The organism is Micrococcus sp. KRD077, from assembly GCF_017168505.1.
GTDB lineage: Bacteria > Actinomycetota > Actinomycetes > Actinomycetales > Micrococcaceae > Micrococcus > Micrococcus luteus.
Map to the genome: position 1 here is coordinate 1 of NZ_JABFAZ010000007.1, position 16632 is coordinate 16632.

The following is a 16632-nucleotide window of genomic DNA, read 5'->3' on the forward strand; positions in this document are numbered from 1 at the left end:
GGCCCTCGTCCTCCGGGTCCGCCGCGCGGATGTGGGTCGGCTGCGTCATGTAGCGGCGCGCCATCGCGACCACGGGACCCGGCATGGTGGCCGAGAACAGCATGGTCTGACGCACGGCCGGGACGGCTTCGAGATCGGCCCGGTGAAGATCCACGCGTACGCGCTGAGCATCATCCTGGGCATCGTCCTGGCGCTGTGGCTCGCCGAGCGTCGGTGGCGCGCCCGCGGCGGCCCCGAGGACCGTGTGCTCGACATCGCCCTGTGGGCCATCCCGTTCGGCTTCGTGGGCGGTCGGCTCTACCACGTGTTCTCCTCACCGGACCGGTACTTCGGGCCCGGCTTCGACGGCACGGGCGACCCGATCCAGATCCTGTACGTGTGGAACGGTGGACTGGGCATCTGGGGCGCGATCGCCCTCGGCGCCGTGGGCGCGTGGATCGCGTGCCGCCGCTACGGGCTGCGGCTGACGGCCTTCGGCGACGTCGTCGCGCCGGGCATCCTGCTGGCCCAGGCCATCGGCCGGTGGGGCAACTGGTTCAACCAGGAGCTCTTCGGCGGCCCGACGACCCTGCCCTGGGGGCTCGAGGTCGACCCGGCCAGCCCGAACTTCCCGGCCGGCTACGCCCCGGACACGCTGTTCCACCCCACGTTCCTCTACGAGTGCCTGTGGAACCTGGCCGGGGTCGCGCTGCTGCTCCTCGTGGACCGCGCGCTGCACCTGCGCCACGGCCTCATGCTGTGGTCCTACGTCGCCTGGTACACCGTGGGCCGCACGTGGATCGAGATGCTGCGCATCGACGACGCCGAGATGGTCACGCTCTTCGGCGTCACCCAGCGGCTCAACGTGTGGACGTCCCTGCTGGTGTTCGTCATCGCCCTCGCGTTCATCGTCGGGATCCTGCTGCGCCATCGCGGCGCGGCCGCCGGCCCCCACGCCCACCAGAGCGTGTGGCGCGCCGGGCACGCCCCCGAGGGCGACGACGGCGCCGCCGTCGCCGCGGGCCGCTCCGGGTCCCACGCCGTGGGCGCGGCGGAGGACGACGCCGTCCGGCGCTGACCCGCTCCCCGGCGCGCCCGCGAGGGGCGCCCGGGGCCCCGGTGTCCCACATGGTGGACATTCGGCGTGTCACAGTAACGTCCGGTTCCGCACAGTGGGACGTCGCGCCCGGTAGTGTGTCTTCCACCTCGGGGCCGTCGGCCCCGTGCGTCGGGGCCAGCGCCGTCCCCGTCCGAGCCCCTGCTCTCCGGAAAGGACGGCACCATGCCCGTGGCATCCTCGCCCGCCTCGGCCCCCCGCGCGGGGGGACCGGTGGATCCCTTCGTCCGCTATGCGGACATCCCCGCCGCCCAGGGCCTCTACGACCCGTCCCGGGAGACCGAGAACTGCGGCCTCGCCGTCATCGCCACCCTGCGGGGCACCCCGGGCCACGACATCGTCCAGCACGCGCTGACCGCCCTGCGCGCGCTCGAGCACCGCGGGGCGGTGGGCGCCGACGAGGGCACCGGCGACGGCGCCGGCCTGCTGACCCAGATCCCCGACGAGCTGTTCCGTGCCGTCGTCGACGCCGAGCTGCCCCCCGTGGGCGAGTACGTCGCCGGCACCGCCTTCCTGCCGCCCGTCGACGGCGAGCGCGCCGAGGCGAAGGAGGCCGTCGAGCGGCTGGCCGAGGAGGAGGGGCTGCAGGTCCTGGCGTGGCGCGAGGTGCCCACCGACCCCTCGGCCCTGGGCGTCGGCTCCCGGGCGGCCATGCCCGCGTTCGAGCAGCTGTTCCTGTCCCTGGCGGACGGTCAGGACGGCACCGAGCCGGGGCAGTCGCTGGACGTGCGGGCGTGGCGGGTGCGCCGCCGCGCCCAGTCCCGCGCCGGCGTCTACTTCCCCTCGCTCTCGTCCCAGACGATCGTCTACAAGGGCATGCTGACGACGGCCCAGCTGGAGCCGTTCTACCCGGACCTCTCCGACGAGCGGTTCACCACCCGGCTGGGCGTGGTCCACTCGCGGTTCTCCACCAACACGTTCCCCTCGTGGCCGCTGGCCCAGCCGTTCCGCACCATCGCGCACAACGGCGAGATCAACACGGTCAAGGGCAACCGCAACTGGATGCGCGCCCGTCAGGGCCAGCTCAAGCACCCGATGCTCGGCGAGGTCCCCGAGGACCTGTTCCCGCTGATCAGCCCCATCGGCTCAGACTCGGCCTCCTTCGACGAGGTCGCGGAGCTGCTCATGCTCTCCGGGCGCCCGCTCACCCAGGCGATCATGATGATGATCCCGGAGGCGTGGGAGAACCACGCGACCATGGACCCGGCCCGCCGCGCCTTCTACCAGTACCACTCCATGCTCATGGAGCCCTGGGACGGACCGGCCGCCGTCGCCTTCTCCGACGGCACCCAGGTGGGCGCCGTGCTGGACCGCAACGGCCTGCGCCCCGCCCGCTGGTGGGTCACCGACGACGGCCTCGTCGTCCTGGCCTCCGAGGTCGGCGTCGTGCCGATCGAGCCCTCGGCGGTGGTGCGCAAGGGGCGCGTGGCCCCGGGGCGCATGTTCCTCGTGGACACCGAGCAGGGCCGGATCATCGGCGACGACGAGATCAAGGCCGAGGTCGCCTCCGCCCAGCCGTGGGAGGACTGGGTGCGCCAGAACCTCCTGGACCTGGAGTCGCTCCCCGAGCGCGAGCACGTCCGCCACACCTCCGAGTCGATCCTGCAGCGTCAGCGCATCTTCGGGTACACCTCGGAGGAGCTGCGCATCCTCGTCGGGCCGATGGCCCAGACGGGCGCCGAGCCGCTCGGTGCGATGGGCACGGACACGCCCATCGCCGTCCTCGCCAAGCGGCCCCGGCTGCTCTTCGACTACTTCGTGCAGTCCTTCGCCCAGGTGACGAACCCGCCGCTCGACGCGATCCGCGAGGAGCAGGTGACCTCGATGCGCACCGCGATCGGCCCGCAGGGCAACGTGCTCTCCCTCGAGCAGGTGCGCACCCGCCAGGTCGACGTCCCGTTCCCCGTGATCGACAACGACCAGCTGGCCCGCATCCAGCACCTGCGCGACGCCGACGGCACCCGCCTGACCCTCAAGGTGAACGGCGTGTACCGGGTGGCCGGAGGCGTCGAGGAGCTCCGCGCCCAGCTGAAGGCGATCTGCGAGCAGGTCTCGGCCGCCGTCAACCGCGGCGTGGAGTACGTGGTGCTGTCCGACCGCGGCGCCACCGCCCAGTGGGCGCCGATCCCGTCCCTGCTGCTGACCTCCGCCGTGCACCACCACCTGCTGGCCTCGGCCAACCGCACCAAGAGCTCGCTGATCGTCGAGGCGGGCGACGTGCGCGAGGTCCACCATGTGGCCGTCCTGCTCGGCTACGGGGCCTCCGCGGTCAACCCGTACCTGGCCATGGAGTCCGCCGAGGAGCTCGTGCGCACGGGAGAGGTCTCGGGCGTCACCGCCGAGCAGGCCGTGGCGAACCTGATCAAGGCGCTCGGCAAGGGCGTCCAGAAGATCATGTCCAAAATGGGCATCTCCACGGTCGCCTCCTACACCGGCGCCCAGACGTTCGAGGCGCTCGGCCTGTCCCGGCGCTTCGTGGACCGCTACTTCGTGGGCACCACGAGCCCGCTCGACGGCGTGGGCATCGACGTCGTCGCCGCCGAGATCCAGGCGCGCCACGAGTTCGCGTATCCGCCGGACGGCAACGACATCAACCCGTACCGCGAGCTCGAGGTGGGCGGCGAGTACCAGTGGCGGCGCGAGGGCGCGCCGCACCTGTTCAACCCCGAGACCGTGTTCCGCCTCCAGCACTCCACGCGGGAGCGGCGCTACGACGTCTTCAAGGACTACACGCGTCGCGTGGACGACCAGGCGGAGGAGCTCATGACCCTGCGCGGGCTCATGCGCCTGCGCACGGGCGAGCGGCCGCCGGTGCCCGTCTCCGAGGTGGAGCCCGTCGAGTCGATCGTGCGCCGCTTCTCCACCGGCGCGATGTCCTACGGCTCCATCTCGCAGGAGGCGCACGAGACCCTCGCGATCGCCATGAACCGCCTCGGCGCCCGCTCGAACTCGGGCGAGGGCGGCGAGGACCCCGAGCGCCTGCTGGACCCGGAGCGCCGCTCGAAGATCAAGCAGATCGCCTCGGGCCGGTTCGGCGTCACCAGCCTGTACCTGGCCACCGCGACCGACCTGCAGATCAAGATGGCCCAGGGCGCCAAACCCGGCGAGGGCGGCCAGCTGATGGGGACCAAGGTGTACCCGTGGGTCGCCCGCACGCGGCACTCGACCCCGGGCGTCTCCCTGGTGTCGCCGCCGCCGCACCACGACATCTACTCGATCGAGGACCTGGCGCAGCTGATCCACGACCTCAAGCGGGCCAACCCGACCGCGCGGGTCCACGTCAAGCTCGTCTCCGAGTCCGGCGTGGGCACGGTGGCCGCGGGCGTCGCCAAGGCGCGCGCCGACGTCGTGCTCATCTCCGGCCACGACGGCGGAACGGGCGCCTCCCCGCTGAACTCCCTCAAGCACGCGGGCACCCCGTGGGAGATCGGCCTGGCCGAGGCGCAGCAGACGCTCATGCTCAACGGCCTGCGCGAGCGCGTCACCGTCCAGGTGGACGGGCAGCTCAAGACCGGCCGGGACGTCGTGATTGCCGCACTGCTCGGGGCCGAGGAGTTCGGCTTCGCGACCGCCCCGCTCGTGGTCTCCGGCTGCATCATGATGCGCGTGTGCCACCTGGACACGTGCCCCGTGGGCGTGGCCACCCAGAACCCCGAGCTGCGCGCGCGCTTCACGGGCAAGCCCGAGTTCGTCGTCAACTTCTTCGAGTTCATCGCGCAGGAGGTCCGCGAGCTGCTCTCGCAGCTGGGCTTCCGCACGCTCGACGAGGCGATCGGCCACCGCGAGCTGCTCGACGTGGACGCGGCCCTGCACCACTGGAAGTCCGAGGGCCTGGACCTCTCGGGCATCCTCGCGGACCCCTCCGTCGGCCGGCGTCCGGGCCGCGAGGACGCGCCCATGCGCCGCACCACCGAGCAGGACCACGACCTCGCCTCCCACATCGACCACCGGTTCATCGCCCGGCTGGGGGACACGCTCACGACGGGCACGCCCGTCGTGATGGACGAGGCCGTCGTGAACACGGACCGGTCCGTGGGCACGCTGCTGGGCTACCACGTCACGAGCACGCGGCTCGCCGACGAGCTGGACGACGACACGATCACCGTGCGCCTGACGGGCGAGGCCGGCCAGTCCCTCGGCGCCTTCCTGCCCGCCGGCGTCACCCTGCGGCTCTCGGGCGACGCCAACGACTACGTCGGCAAGGGCCTGTCGGGGGGACGCGTGATCGTCCGCCCCGACGCCGAGGCCCCGTTCGTGGCCGAGGAGAACACCGTGGCCGGCAACGTGATCGGCTACGGCGCCACCTCGGGCCAGCTGTTCCTGCGCGGCCGCGTGGGGGAGCGGTTCCTCGTGCGCAACTCCGGCGCCACCGCGGTGGCCGAGGGCATCGGCGACCACGGCCTGGAGTACATGACCGGCGGTGAGGCGCTGATCCTCGGCGAGACCGGCCGCAACCTCGCCGCCGGCATGTCCGGCGGGCGGGCCTGGGTGCTGGACCTGGACCGGGAGGACCTGAACCCACTCGCCGTCCGCGAGGACGCCCTGATCCTCGAGGCGCCGTCCGCGCAGGACCGGCTGCGGATCGCCGAGCTGCTGGAGCTGCACCGCGCGGAGACGGGCTCCGCCGTCGCCGCCGCGCTGCTCGCCGACCTGCGGGCCGGCGGGGACGCCGCCGACGCCGCGTGGGACCGCTTCACGACCGTCCTGCCCCGGCAGTACGACCTCGTGCTGCGCACCCGTCAGGCCGCGACGGCCGAGGGACTCGACCCGGACGGGGAGGCCGTCTGGGACCGACTGCTGGAGGTGACCCGTGGCTGATCCGCGCGGATTCCTGAAGAACCGGGAGCGCGTCGAGCGCCCCACGCGTCCGGTGCCGGTGCGCATCATGGACTTCAAGGACGTGTACGTCCGCCAGGACGAGGCGATCGTGCGCACCCAGGCCGGCCGGTGCATGGACTGCGGCATCCCGTTCTGCCACTCCGGGTGCCCGCTGGGCAACCTCATCCCGGAGTGGAACGACCTGGTCCGGCGGAGACGCTGGGACGAGGCCGCCGCGCGACTGCACTCGACCAACAACTTCCCCGAGGTCACCGGGCGGATCTGCCCCGCCCCGTGCGAGGACTCCTGCACCCTGGGCATCAACCAGCCCGCGGTCACCATCAAGCAGACCGAGGTGGCGATCGCGGAGCAGATCTTCGACAACGACTGGCTCGAGCCGGTCGTGCCGGCCCGCCTGAACGGCCACACCGTGGCCGTCGTCGGCTCGGGCCCGGCGGGACTGGCCGCGGCGCAGCAGCTCACCCGCGCCGGCTTCACCGTGGTGGTCTACGAGCGCGACGAGCGCCTCGGCGGCCTGCTGCGGCTGGGCATCCCGGACTTCAAGCTGGAGAAGGACGTCCTGGACCGGCGCCTGGCGCAGATGGAGGCCGAGGGCACCCGGTTCCGCACCGGCGTGGAGATCGGCGTCGACCTGCCCTGGGACCAGCTCAAGGCCCGCTTCGACGCCGTGATCGTGGCGACCGGCGCCCCCGTGGCCCGCGAGCTGCCCGTCCCCGGCCGCGGCCTCGACGGGATCCACCTCGCCATGGACTACCTCGTGCAGTCCAACCGCGCGGTCGCCGGCGACGAGGTCCCGGACCAGATCTCCGCCGAGGGGCGCCACGTGGTGATCCTCGGCGGCGGCGACACGGGCGCGGACTGCATCGGCACCGCGCACCGCCAGGGGGCGGCGTCCGTGACGACGCTGGCGATCGGCCAGCAGCTGCCGGTCGAGCGCCCCGTCCACCAGCCGTGGCCCACGATCCCCAAGGTCCACCAGCAGACCACGGCCGACGCCGAGGGCGGCGCCCGCGCGCACCTTGCCTCCACGGTCGAGTTCCTCGGCGACGAGCACGGCCGCGTGCGCGCCCTGCGCGTGGCGGAGACCGAGTACCGCGAGGACGGCACGCGCGGGCCCAAGGCGGGCACCGAGCGCGAGGTCCAGGCGGACCTGGTGCTGCTGGCGCTGGGCTTCACCGGCATCGAGGAGGGGCTGCTCACGCAGCAGCTCGGCGTGCACGTGACACGCGGGCTCGTGGCCCGGAAGGACGGGTACGAGACCGACGAGCCGGGCGTGTTCGCGTGCGGCGACGCCGGGCGCGGCGCCTCCCTGGTGGTCTGGGCCATCGCCGAGGGGCGTGCGTGCGCGCAGGAGGTCGACGAGTCGCTCGAGCGCTGGTCCCGACTGCCGCACCCCGTGGACCCGGACGACCGCGGCCTCGTCCTCGGCTGAGTTCTCCGTCTCATCTTCCGACGCCACGCGGGCCCGCCCTCCACCGAGGGCGGGCCCGCCCCCTATCGTGGGTCGCATGCGACACGCGAAGATCATCGCCACCTTTGGGCCCGCCACCGACTCCGACGAGACCACCCGCGCCATCATCCGCGCGGGGGCGGACGTCGTCCGCCTCAACATGAGCCACGGCGACCACGCGGTGCATGAGACGTCCTACGAGCGGGTGCGCCGCCTCAGCGTGGAGGAAGGCCGCCCCGTCGCGATCTTCGCCGACCTCCAGGGCCCCAAGATCCGCCTCGGGCGCTTCACCAACGGCCCGCATCTGCTCGAGAGGGGCGATCGGATCACCATCACCACCCGGGACGTGCCCGGGACCCGCGAGCTGGTGGGCACCACCCACAAGGGGCTGCCCGGGGACGTCGCCCCCGGCGACGTGCTCCTGGTGGACGACGGCAAGGTGCGCCTGCGCGCCGTCGAGGTCACGGACACGGACGTGCTGGCCGAGGTCGAGGTGCCGGGCATGGTCTCGGACAACAAGGGGATCAACCTGCCCGGCGTGGCGGTGAACGTGCCGGCCCTGTCCGAGAAGGACGAGCGGGACCTGCGCTGGGCGCTGCGCACCGGCGTGGACATGGTGGCGCTGTCCTTCGTGCGGGACGCCGCGGACGTGGACCGGGTGCACGAGATCATGGACGAGGAGGAGCGCCGGGTCCCGGTCATCGCCAAGATCGAGAAGCCCCAGGCGGTGGAGAACCTCGAGGCCATCGTGGACGCGTTCGACGCCATCATGGTGGCCCGCGGCGACCTCGGCGTGGAGCTGCCGCTCGAGGACGTGCCCGTGGTGCAGAAGCGCGCAGTGGACCTCGCCCGCCGCTGGGCGAAGCCGGTCATCGTGGCCACGCAGGTGCTCGAGTCGATGATCGACAGCCCGCGCCCGACGCGCGCCGAGGCCTCGGACTGCGCCAACGCCGTGCTCGACGGCGCGGACGCCGTCATGCTCTCGGGCGAGACCTCAGTGGGCGCGTATCCGGTCGAGACGGTCCAGACGATGGCCCGGATCATCGAGTCCACCGAGACCCACGGCCTCGAGCTCATCCACCCGCTCGGCTCGCGTCCGCGCACGCGTGGCGGCGCGATCACCCGGGCCGCCGTCGAGGTCGCGAACCAGCTCGAGATCCCGTTCCTCGCCACGTTCACCGAGTCCGGCGACTCGGCCCGTCGGCTCAGCCGCCTGCGGCCGCGTCAGCCGATCTACGCGTTCACCCACCACGAGCACACGCACAACATCCTGTGCCTGACGTGGGGCGTCTATCCGAAGATGGTCCCGTTCCAGGACTCCACCGACAAGATGACCCTCCAGGTGGAGCAGTCGCTCACATCGGAGGGCATCGCCCAGCACGGCGACCTCGTGGTCATCGCCGCCGGGTCCCCTCCCGGGGCCGTGGGCTCCACGAACACGCTGCGCGTGCACCGCGTGGGCGACGACGCCGCGGGCGGCTCGTCCGCGGCGTCGCCGCAGACGCGCGAGCCCGTCGGCTTCTGGCCGGCCCGCTCCCCGCTCTGACGAGCGCGCGGGCGCCGCTCAGCCGACCTGGTCGATGACGGCCTGCGCGACCTCCCGCATGGTCAGGCGCCGGTCCATGGAGGTCTTCTGGATCCAGCGGAAGGACTCGGCCTCGGTCAGGCGCATCCGCTCCTGGAGCAGCGCCTTGGCCCGGTCCACGATCTTGCGGGTCTCCAGGCGGTCGCCCAGGTCCCGCACCTCGGCCTCGAGGCTGCGCAGCTCGTCGAAGCGGGCCACGGCCAGTTCGATCGCGGGGACCAGGTCGGCCTCGGTGAAGGGCTTGACCACGTAGGCCATGGCCCCGGCGGTCCGGGCGCGCTCCACCAGCTCGCGCTGACTGAAGGCGGTCAGCATGACCACGGGGGCGAGCCGTTCCCCGGCGATCTCGCTCGCGGCCGCGATGCCGTCCATCACGGGCATCTTCACGTCCATCACCACGATGTCCGGGCGGTGCTCGCGCACGGCCTCGACGGCGGCGCGGCCGTCGCCGGCCTCGGCGACCACCCGGTATCCCGCCCCGGTGAGCACCTCCACCAGGTCGAGGCGGATCAGGGTCTCGTCCTCGGCGACGACGGCCCGCAGGCCGGTCTCCTCGGGAGGCGTCAGCGTGGACACGGCAGCTCCTTCGTGCGGGCCGGGACGGCGTCGGTGCGGCGCCGCTGGTGGTCCACCAGGCTACCGTGCGCGATGGGCGCGGCGCGGGCGCGGCGGCGGGGACCCTCGCCGGAAGGCCGAGGACGCCGGGTCGGGGCGCTGATAGGGTGATCGAGTCCCGCCTCCGGGCGGCACTGCCCGAATGGTGGAATCGGTAGACACGCCGCACTCAAAATGCGGTGCCGAGAGGCGTGTGGGTTCGAGTCCCACTTCGGGCACCGTCGGCGCGCGGCCACCCGCCGTGGGCGCCGTGTCCGTGACCGATCGACCCGAGCTGAGTGGTGTCCTGTGCTCCTGACCAGTCTCCTGCTGACCCTCCTCTCGGTGGTGGCGGCCGTCCCGGCCTCCCGCGCGCTGGGCAGGGACGCGGGCTGGGTCCTGGCCGCACCCCTGCTCGCCGCCGCCGGCGTGCTGGTCGCGGCGTGGACGGGCGGCGTCCGGACGGAGCACCATCCGTGGATCCCCGCGATCGGGGTGGACCTCGACCTCCGGCTGAACGGCCTGGCCCTCGTGTTCGCCATGATCGTCCTCGTCATCGGCGCGGCGATCCTCGCCTACTCCAGCCGGTACCTCAGCCGGGACCGCGCGGAGAGCCGCCCCGGCTCCTTCTACCTGCTGATGACCGCGTTCGCGGCGTCGATGCTGCTGCTGGTGCTCGCCGACAACATCGTGGTCCTCTTCGTCGCGTGGGAGTTCACCTCCTTCACCTCCTTCTTCCTCATCGGGCGCTCGGGGGACCACGCCCGCGACCCCGCGATCCGGACCCTGCTCGTGACCGTGGGCGGCGGCCTCGCGCTGCTGGCCGCCGTCGCCCTCATGGCCGTGCGGACCGGCACTGCCTCGCTGTCCGGGGTGTTGGCCTCGGACGTGTGGTCCGAGGCGGGCTTCACCACCACGGTCGCCGTCCTGCTGGCGGTGGCCGCGTTCACCAAGTCCGCCCAGTTCCCGTTCCAGGCGTGGCTGCCGGACTCCATGGTGGCCATCTCCCCGGTCTCCGCCTACCTGCACGCCGCGGCGATGGTCAAGGCCGGCATCTTCCTGCTGCTGGTGTTCAGCCCGGTCCTGGCCGGGAACCCGGTGTGGTCCGCGCTGTTGATCGGCTCGGGCCTCATCACGGCCCTGCTGGGCGCCGTCTCCGCGATCCGTCGCCACGACCTCAAGGGTCTGCTGGCCTACTCCACGATGAGCCAGTTGGGCCTGCTGGTGACCGCCATCGGCATCGGCACCCCCGTCGCGCTTACCGCGGCGATCGTGCACACCGTGGCGCACGCGCTGTTCAAGTCGGCGCTGTTCATGCTGATCGGCGTGGTCGACCACGAGGCCGGCACCCGCGACCTGCGAGAGCTCGCGGCCCGCCACGTGCGCATGCCGGTCACCGGCACGGCGATCGCCGTCGCCGCCCTGTCGATGGCGGGCATCCCGCCGCTGTTCGGCTTCATCTCCAAGGAGGGCCTGGTCGAGGCCGCTCTCGGGACCCCCGGTCCCGCATGGCTCCCCGTCCTCGTCACCGCCGGCATCGCCCTGACCTCCGTGTTCACCGTGGCCTACTCCGGCCGTCTCGTGCTCGGCGCCCTGGGCCTCTGGGGTCCAAGCCCGGACGGGGCCGCCCATTCGTGGCCGACCGGCCGGGAGGACGAGGTCCACGAGGCTCCTGCCACCTTCTGGGGCGTGCCCGTGCTGGCCGCGGCCGCGGGCGTGGCCCTGGGCCTGCTGCCCGGTGTGCTGGACACCCCCGTCTCCTACGCGGCCGAGGCCGCCTCCGGCGCGGAGGTGCACGCGCACCTGGCGCTGTGGCACGGCGTGAACACGGCCCTGCTCGTCTCCGCCGCCATCATCGTGCTCGGTCTGCTGCTGGTGGCCTTGCGCCGCCCGGTGGAGCGCGTGGCCTCCCACGCCGCCCTGCCGTTCTCCGCCCTGGATGCGGTGGACGAGGTTCGGCACCGGCTGATCGGCGTCGGCGCGGTCGTCTCGCGCGCCTCCGGCACCCTGGCTCCCCGCCCCCACCTCCTCATCCCCGCCCTGGTCCTGGGGCTCCTCGCCGTGGCCGGTGTCGCCACGATCGAGGATTTGCCCGCCGTCGTCGGCCAGCCCTCGCGCTGGCACGACTGGGTGCTGGTCGTCCTGGTGGGTGCCGGCGTGATCGCCACCATCCGCGCCAAGACGCGCATCGCCGCCATGGTGGTGGTCGGCGTCGTAGGGTTCGGCATGACCCTGTGGTTCCTCACCCTCGGCGCCGTGGACGTGGCCCTGACCCAGCTGATGGTCGAGGTGCTCACGGTGTGCGTCATGGTGCTGCTGCTGCGCCGCCTGCCCGCCCGCTTCAGCGACGAGCCGACCCCGCGCAGGATGCAGGCGGTCCTCGCCGCCTCCGTCGCCGGCGTCGCCGCGACCCTGGGCGTGCTCGCGTTCACCGGCCGCTCCAGCATGTCGGAGATCGCCCACTTCTACCTGACCCAGAGCTATGCCCAGGCTGGGGGGACCAACGTGGTGAACGTGATCCTCGTGGACTTCCGCGCCGTGGACACGTGGGGCGAGATGACCGTGCTCGGGGCGACGGCGCTGACCATCGCGGCCCTGTTGCTCAACCGTCGGCCGACGCCTCCACAGCCCTCCGCCGTGGACATGCGCTCCCCACTCGCCCACGTGCGCGAGAACCTCGTCCACATCCGGGTGTTCGGCCGTGTCTTCGGCGTGCTGATCATCCTGCTGTCCGCGTTCCTGCTGCTGCGCGGGCACTACGAGCCCGGCGGCGGCTTCATCGCCGCACTGGTCGCCGGTGCCGGCTACGCCCTGCTCTACCTGGCCGCCGACTCGGACACGGCCCCGGAGTTGCGGTGGCCGTACCTGGCCTTCATCGGCTCGGGCATCGCCGTCGGCACCGCGACGGGGATCGTCGGTTACCTCACCGGCAAGGGCTTCCTCGGAGCCGCGGGAGTGAAGGTCCTGGACTACGGGCTCTCCACCACGCTCGCGTTCGACATGGGCGTGTACCTGGCCGTGATCGGCCTGATCGTGGCCGCGTTCTCCCTGCTCGGCCCCGAGCGGCCGGGTGAGGACCCGCTCCGCGCCTCGAGCCGTGACCCCGGCGTCGCGCCGGCGGCCCCGTCCTCCGATCCCTCGGCCCCGACCACCACGACTGCACGAGAGGAGGTCACCCGATGACCGTCGCCCTTACCGTGGGACTTCTGACCTTCGGCGCGTTCTACCTGTTCTCCAAGCGCGAGCTGCTGCGCGTGATCCTCGGCATGGTCCTGCTGGGCCACGCCGCCAACCTGGCCATCATCGCCGCGGGCGGCACCGACCGCCGCGGGCTGCCCTTCGCGGGGACCTCAGACGTCGAGGTGCAGGCCGATGCCCTGCCGCAGGCCTTCGTCCTGACCGCTATCGTGATCGCCTTCGCGATCACCGTGCTGCTGCTCGCGCTGGCCGTCACCGGGCGCGCGGACGACGCGGTGGCCTCGCCGGGGGAGACCCGCGACTCCCTGGAGCAGGCCGCCGCCGACGCACGCTTCCCGCGCGAGGAGCGGCACGCCGCGGCCGGCCGGATCGCGCAGCACTACGCCGGCCAGGGCCCGGAGGTGCGTCGATGAGCGCCGTCCCGCTGGGCCAGCTGCTGCCCCTCTTCGCCGCCGTCCCGCTGCTGTCCGCCGGTCTGCTCGTGCTGGCGGGGGAGCGTCCCCGCCTCCACCGGGCAGTCCTGTTCGCGGTGCTCGGACTCGTCACCACCGGCGGGCTGGCCCTGGGCGTCCACGCCCTCGACGGGTCCGTGCTCGCCACCTCGCTGGGCGGCTGGCCCGGGGGCATCGGGATCGGCTTCGCAGCGGACATGCTGTCCGCCCTGATGCTCGTGCTCACGAGCGCCCTCACGATCGTGGGCGCGGCGTTCGCCTACGGCTCCCGCGTCGCTAACTCCCAGTTCTTCGCCCCGCTGCTCCTGATCCTCATCGGCGGAGTCAACGGCGCCCTGCTGACGGCGGACCTGTTCAACCTGTTCGTGTTCATCGAGGTCATGTTGGTGCCCAGCTACGGCCTCTACGTCCTCTCCGCCAACCGCCGTGAGCCCCTGCGCCGAGTGGACGGGGCGCGGCTGTACGTCACCCTCAACCTGCTAACCTCCACGATCCTCCTGGTCGGCGTCGGCTTCGTCTACGGGCTGACCGGCTCGGTGAACCTCGCGATGCTCGCCGGGTCCGCCGCGGCGGACCCACGCATCGCGATCGCCGCGGGCATGGTGCTGTTCGCACTGTCCATCAAGGCCTCGGTGGCCCCGCTGCACGGCTGGCTGGCCTGGGCGTACTCCTCGACCTCCCCGGCGGTGACGGCCCTCTTCGCCGCCCTGCACACCAAGGTCGCCGTGTACGGGCTCTACCGGATCTACTCCGTCATGTACGACGGCGATGCGCGTCTGCTGCCGCTCATCCTGGTCCTGTCCCTCGCCACCCTCGTGGTGGGTGCGCTCGCCTCGGTCGGTGAGCACGGTGTGCGCGCCGTGTTGTCGTGGCAGATGGTGAGCGGCATCGGCGGCATCCTCGTCGGACTCGGGCTCTCCACGCGCCTGGGTCTCGCGGCGGGCCTGTTCTACCTCGTGCACCACATGGTGGCGATGGGCTGCCTCCTGATGGCGGCCGGCGCGATCGAGGTGCGCTACGGCACCGGCCGTCTCGCGGACCTGCAGGGCCTGGCCCGGCGCGAGCCGCTGATCGCCGTCGCCTTCTTCGTGGGCCTGCTCTCCCTGGTCGGCATCCCGCCCTTCTCCGGGTTCGTGGGCAAGCTCATGCTCGTCAGCGCCGGCCTGGACGCCGGCCGCGGTGTCACCGCTGCGCTGGTGCTGGGCGCCTCCCTGGTGAGCCTGTGGGCTCTGCTGCGGGTGTGGGACGCCTGGTTCTGGGGCGCTCCGACGGCCCCACACGGGCACCGCGAGCGCCTGGCCACCGCGGCCATGCCCATCGTGGGCCGGGCGGGCTCCGTGCCGTCGCCCTCCGGCCGCGGCTCGAGCACCGACCACGAGCGCACCGAGTCGTGGGCCTCGCAGGAAACCCTCGATCCGCCCACGGGCGTGCTGCCGGTGACCGTGGATCCGGACGAGGACGTCACGCGCTCCCGCATCCCAGGCCGGCTGGCCGCCCCCGCCGTCGTCCTAGCTATGGCCACCCTCGCCCTCGGGCTCGGCGGTCAGGCCCTGTGGACCGTCACCGACCTCGCGGCTCAGGGCCTGATGGACCCCAGCAGGTACATCGAGGCGGTGCTCAACCCATGAGCACCGCACTCCCGCAGCCTCCGGAAGGAGACGCCCCCATGCACACCGTCGCCCCCGCCGACGGGACCGTCGACCTGGCGCCCGGCACGGCCTCCGCCGTGTCCTGGCCTTGGCGGTGGCTCGTGTTCTGGTGCTGGTACGCGTGGGCCCTGGTGACCTCTTCGAAGGCGGTCATCAAGGACCTCGTCACCCCCGGCGTCCAGGCGCGCTCGGGCATCGCCCGCGTGCGCAGCAACTGCCGCACGGACGCCGAGGTCACCCTGCTCTCGGCGCTGATCACCCTGACGCCCGGCACGTTGACGCTGGGCACCCGGCGTGCCGGCGCCGTCGGTGACGAGGACGGTGACCCGGACGCGCGGCGCCTGCTCTACGTGCACGGCCTGTACGCTGACGACGCCGACGCCCTGCGCGCGGAGATCCACGACATGGAGGCGCGCATGCTCCACGCGATGCGGAAGACGGGGGTGGCATGATGCCCTTCGCCTACGACTGGTCCCTGGTGGGGATCGACCTGGCCATCGCGCTGCTGACCGTGTCGGCGCTCGTGTCCGCGTACCGGATCGTGGTGGGCCCGCTCGACGCGGACCGCGCGGTCTCGGGCGACCTGCTCACGTTCAGCGTGCTCGGGATGCTCGTGCTGTTCGGCGTCCGGGCGGACAACCCGTGGACGTTCGACTTGGTCCTGATCGCCGCGGTCGTGGCCTTCCTGTCCGGCATGTCCCTGGCCCGCGCGCTCACGCGCGGCAAGCGTTGAGGAGGTCGCACCCGTGGACGTCGTCCTGACCGCCGCCGGCTCCGTGCTCGTGGTGATCGGAGCCCTTGCGTTCGTCACCGCGGGACTCGGTCTGATCCGGTTCCCCGACCCCTACACCCGCGTCTCCGCCGTGGGCACCGCCGGCGGCGTCGGGATGATCCTGATCGTGGTGGGCGCCCTGCTACTGGCCCCGGGGGTGGCCGCGTTCGTGAAGGTGGCCCTGATCGTGGTGCTGCAGCTGGGCTCGGCCTCGGTGGCCACCATGGCCCTGGGCCGCTCGGCCTACCTCACCGGGGTGCCCATGAACCCCGGGCACTACGACGAGCTCGCCGAGGACACCCCGGGGCGCGAGCACGGCGAGCCCGCTCCCCGCGCGCCGGACGAGGTCTGAGACCGCTCGCACGCGGCGTCGGACCGGCCCGTCCCGTCTCCCGGGGCGGGCCGTGCCGCCTCAGGGGCGCGGCGCCAGGACCAGGTTAGTGATGCGGGCGGTCGAGAGCCGCCGGCCCTGCTCGTCCGTCATCACCACCTCATGGGTGACGAGGGTGCCGCCCAGGTGGACGGCGGTCGCGGTGCCGGTCACGAGGCCCGAGCGGACGGCCCGGTGGTGCGTGGCGCTGATCTCGACCCCGACGACGTTGCGGTCCGGCCCGGCGTGGATCTTCGCGGCCATCGAGCCCAGGGACTCGGCGAGCACGAGGTGGGCGCCGCCGTGCAGCAGCCCGACGGGCTGCTCGTTGCCCGCCACGGGCAGGGTGGCGACGGCGCGCTCGGCCGTGAGCTCGAGGAAGCGCAGACCCATCTTCTGGGCCAGGGGGCTGATCGCCGCGCCGCCGAGGGCGGCGACGAGCTCGGGCGTCAGACCGGCCTCGGCGCAGGCCGCCTCCAGCTCGGCGGGGCTCAGCTCGGGGGTGACGCCGGGGCGGTACACGCGCTCGGAGGCGGCGGGGGTGGTCTCGGTGTGCTCACTCATGAGCACTAGGCTGGCACACGCGACCGGCGCGCCCCGCGCCGCGCGCCGAGAGGAGACGTGAGC

General features: G+C 72.8%; 12 protein-coding genes and 1 tRNA gene. 11 read left to right on the top strand and 2 right to left on the bottom strand.

The window, feature by feature from the left end:
- Positions 1-106: 106 nt before the first annotated feature.
- The 4 genes from lgt (at position 107) to pyk (ending at position 8931) form a co-directional block, all read left to right on the top strand.
- A complete protein-coding gene (gene lgt, locus J1M39_RS02055) occupies positions 107-1057 on the top strand; it encodes a prolipoprotein diacylglyceryl transferase (RefSeq protein WP_206496422.1) in 951 nt (316 codons plus the stop codon).
- Between the two features lie 204 nt (positions 1058-1261).
- Positions 1262-5914, top strand: a complete 4653-nt coding sequence (gltB, locus tag J1M39_RS02060) for a glutamate synthase large subunit (protein ID WP_113914420.1) — start codon at positions 1262-1264, stop codon at positions 5912-5914.
- Positions 5907-7367 carry a glutamate synthase subunit beta gene (locus J1M39_RS02065; RefSeq protein ID WP_020624213.1) on the top strand — a complete coding sequence of 487 codons (1461 nt, stop codon included), beginning with the start codon at positions 5907-5909 and terminating at the stop codon, positions 7365-7367. The genes gltB and J1M39_RS02065 overlap by 8 nt, the downstream gene beginning before the upstream one ends.
- A gap of 76 nt (positions 7368-7443) precedes the next feature.
- Entirely contained in the window at positions 7444-8931 is a 1488-nt protein-coding gene (gene pyk / locus J1M39_RS02070; protein WP_159228127.1) for a pyruvate kinase, read from the top strand.
- An 18-nt stretch (positions 8932-8949) separates the two neighbouring features.
- On the opposite strand, the gene J1M39_RS02075 is transcribed toward pyk, so the two are convergent.
- Positions 8950-9546 carry an ANTAR domain-containing response regulator gene (locus J1M39_RS02075; RefSeq protein WP_113914422.1) on the bottom strand — a complete coding sequence of 199 codons (597 nt, stop codon included), beginning with the start codon at positions 9544-9546 and terminating at the stop codon, positions 8950-8952.
- A 175-nt stretch (positions 9547-9721) separates the two neighbouring features.
- Here J1M39_RS02075 and J1M39_RS02080 point away from each other — a divergent pair.
- The 7 genes from J1M39_RS02080 to J1M39_RS02110 all read left to right on the top strand — a co-directional run bounded on the left by J1M39_RS02080 (position 9722) and on the right by J1M39_RS02110 (position 15987).
- Positions 9722-9803, top strand: a tRNA-Leu gene (locus tag J1M39_RS02080).
- Between the two features lie 70 nt (positions 9804-9873).
- The gene (locus tag J1M39_RS02085; protein ID WP_113914423.1) at positions 9874-12747 is read left to right on the top strand and encodes a DUF4040 family protein; all 2874 of its coding nucleotides are present in this window, start codon (positions 9874-9876) and stop codon (positions 12745-12747) included.
- Positions 12744-13175, top strand: coding sequence for a cation:proton antiporter subunit C (locus J1M39_RS02090; RefSeq protein WP_010078750.1), 432 nt, complete (start codon positions 12744-12746; stop codon positions 13173-13175). The genes J1M39_RS02085 and J1M39_RS02090 overlap by 4 nt, the downstream gene beginning before the upstream one ends.
- Positions 13172-14842 carry a monovalent cation/H+ antiporter subunit D family protein gene (locus tag J1M39_RS02095; RefSeq protein ID WP_010078749.1) on the top strand — a complete coding sequence of 557 codons (1671 nt, stop codon included), beginning with the start codon at positions 13172-13174 and terminating at the stop codon, positions 14840-14842. Before J1M39_RS02090 ends, J1M39_RS02095 begins: the two co-directional genes overlap by 4 nt.
- A 38-nt stretch (positions 14843-14880) precedes the next feature.
- Entirely contained in the window at positions 14881-15315 is a 435-nt protein-coding gene (locus J1M39_RS02100) for a Na+/H+ antiporter subunit E (protein WP_010078748.1), read from the top strand.
- Complete coding sequence (locus J1M39_RS02105) at positions 15312-15596, top strand: monovalent cation/H+ antiporter complex subunit F (protein ID WP_010078747.1); 285 nt, start codon at positions 15312-15314, stop codon at positions 15594-15596. Before J1M39_RS02100 ends, J1M39_RS02105 begins: the two co-directional genes overlap by 4 nt.
- A gap of 13 nt (positions 15597-15609) precedes the next feature.
- Complete coding sequence (locus tag J1M39_RS02110; RefSeq protein WP_036315347.1) at positions 15610-15987, top strand: cation:proton antiporter; 378 nt, start codon at positions 15610-15612, stop codon at positions 15985-15987.
- Between the two features lie 60 nt (positions 15988-16047).
- Here J1M39_RS02110 and J1M39_RS02115 read toward each other — a convergent pair whose 3' ends face one another.
- The gene (locus J1M39_RS02115; RefSeq protein ID WP_036315345.1) at positions 16048-16569 is read right to left on the bottom strand and encodes a PaaI family thioesterase; all 522 of its coding nucleotides are present in this window, start codon (positions 16567-16569) and stop codon (positions 16048-16050) included.
- Positions 16570-16632 lie beyond the last annotated feature (63 nt).

Excerpts from the sequence above, each read along its gene's own strand:
- gltB (WP_113914420.1), top strand. The coding sequence starts at position 1,262 with ATGCCCGTGGCATCCTCGCCCGCCTCGGCCCCCCGCGCGGGGGGACCG.
- pyk (WP_159228127.1), top strand. The coding sequence starts at position 7,444 with ATGCGACACGCGAAGATCATCGCCACCTTTGGGCCCGCCACCGACTCC.
- J1M39_RS02090 (WP_010078750.1), top strand. The coding sequence starts at position 12,744 with ATGACCGTCGCCCTTACCGTGGGACTTCTGACCTTCGGCGCGTTCTAC.
- J1M39_RS02095 (WP_010078749.1), top strand. The coding sequence starts at position 13,172 with ATGAGCGCCGTCCCGCTGGGCCAGCTGCTGCCCCTCTTCGCCGCCGTC.
- J1M39_RS02100 (WP_010078748.1), top strand. The coding sequence starts at position 14,881 with ATGCACACCGTCGCCCCCGCCGACGGGACCGTCGACCTGGCGCCCGGC.
- J1M39_RS02105 (WP_010078747.1), top strand. The coding sequence starts at position 15,312 with ATGATGCCCTTCGCCTACGACTGGTCCCTGGTGGGGATCGACCTGGCC.
- J1M39_RS02115 (WP_036315345.1), bottom strand. The coding sequence starts at position 16,569 with ATGAGTGAGCACACCGAGACCACCCCCGCCGCCTCCGAGCGCGTGTAC.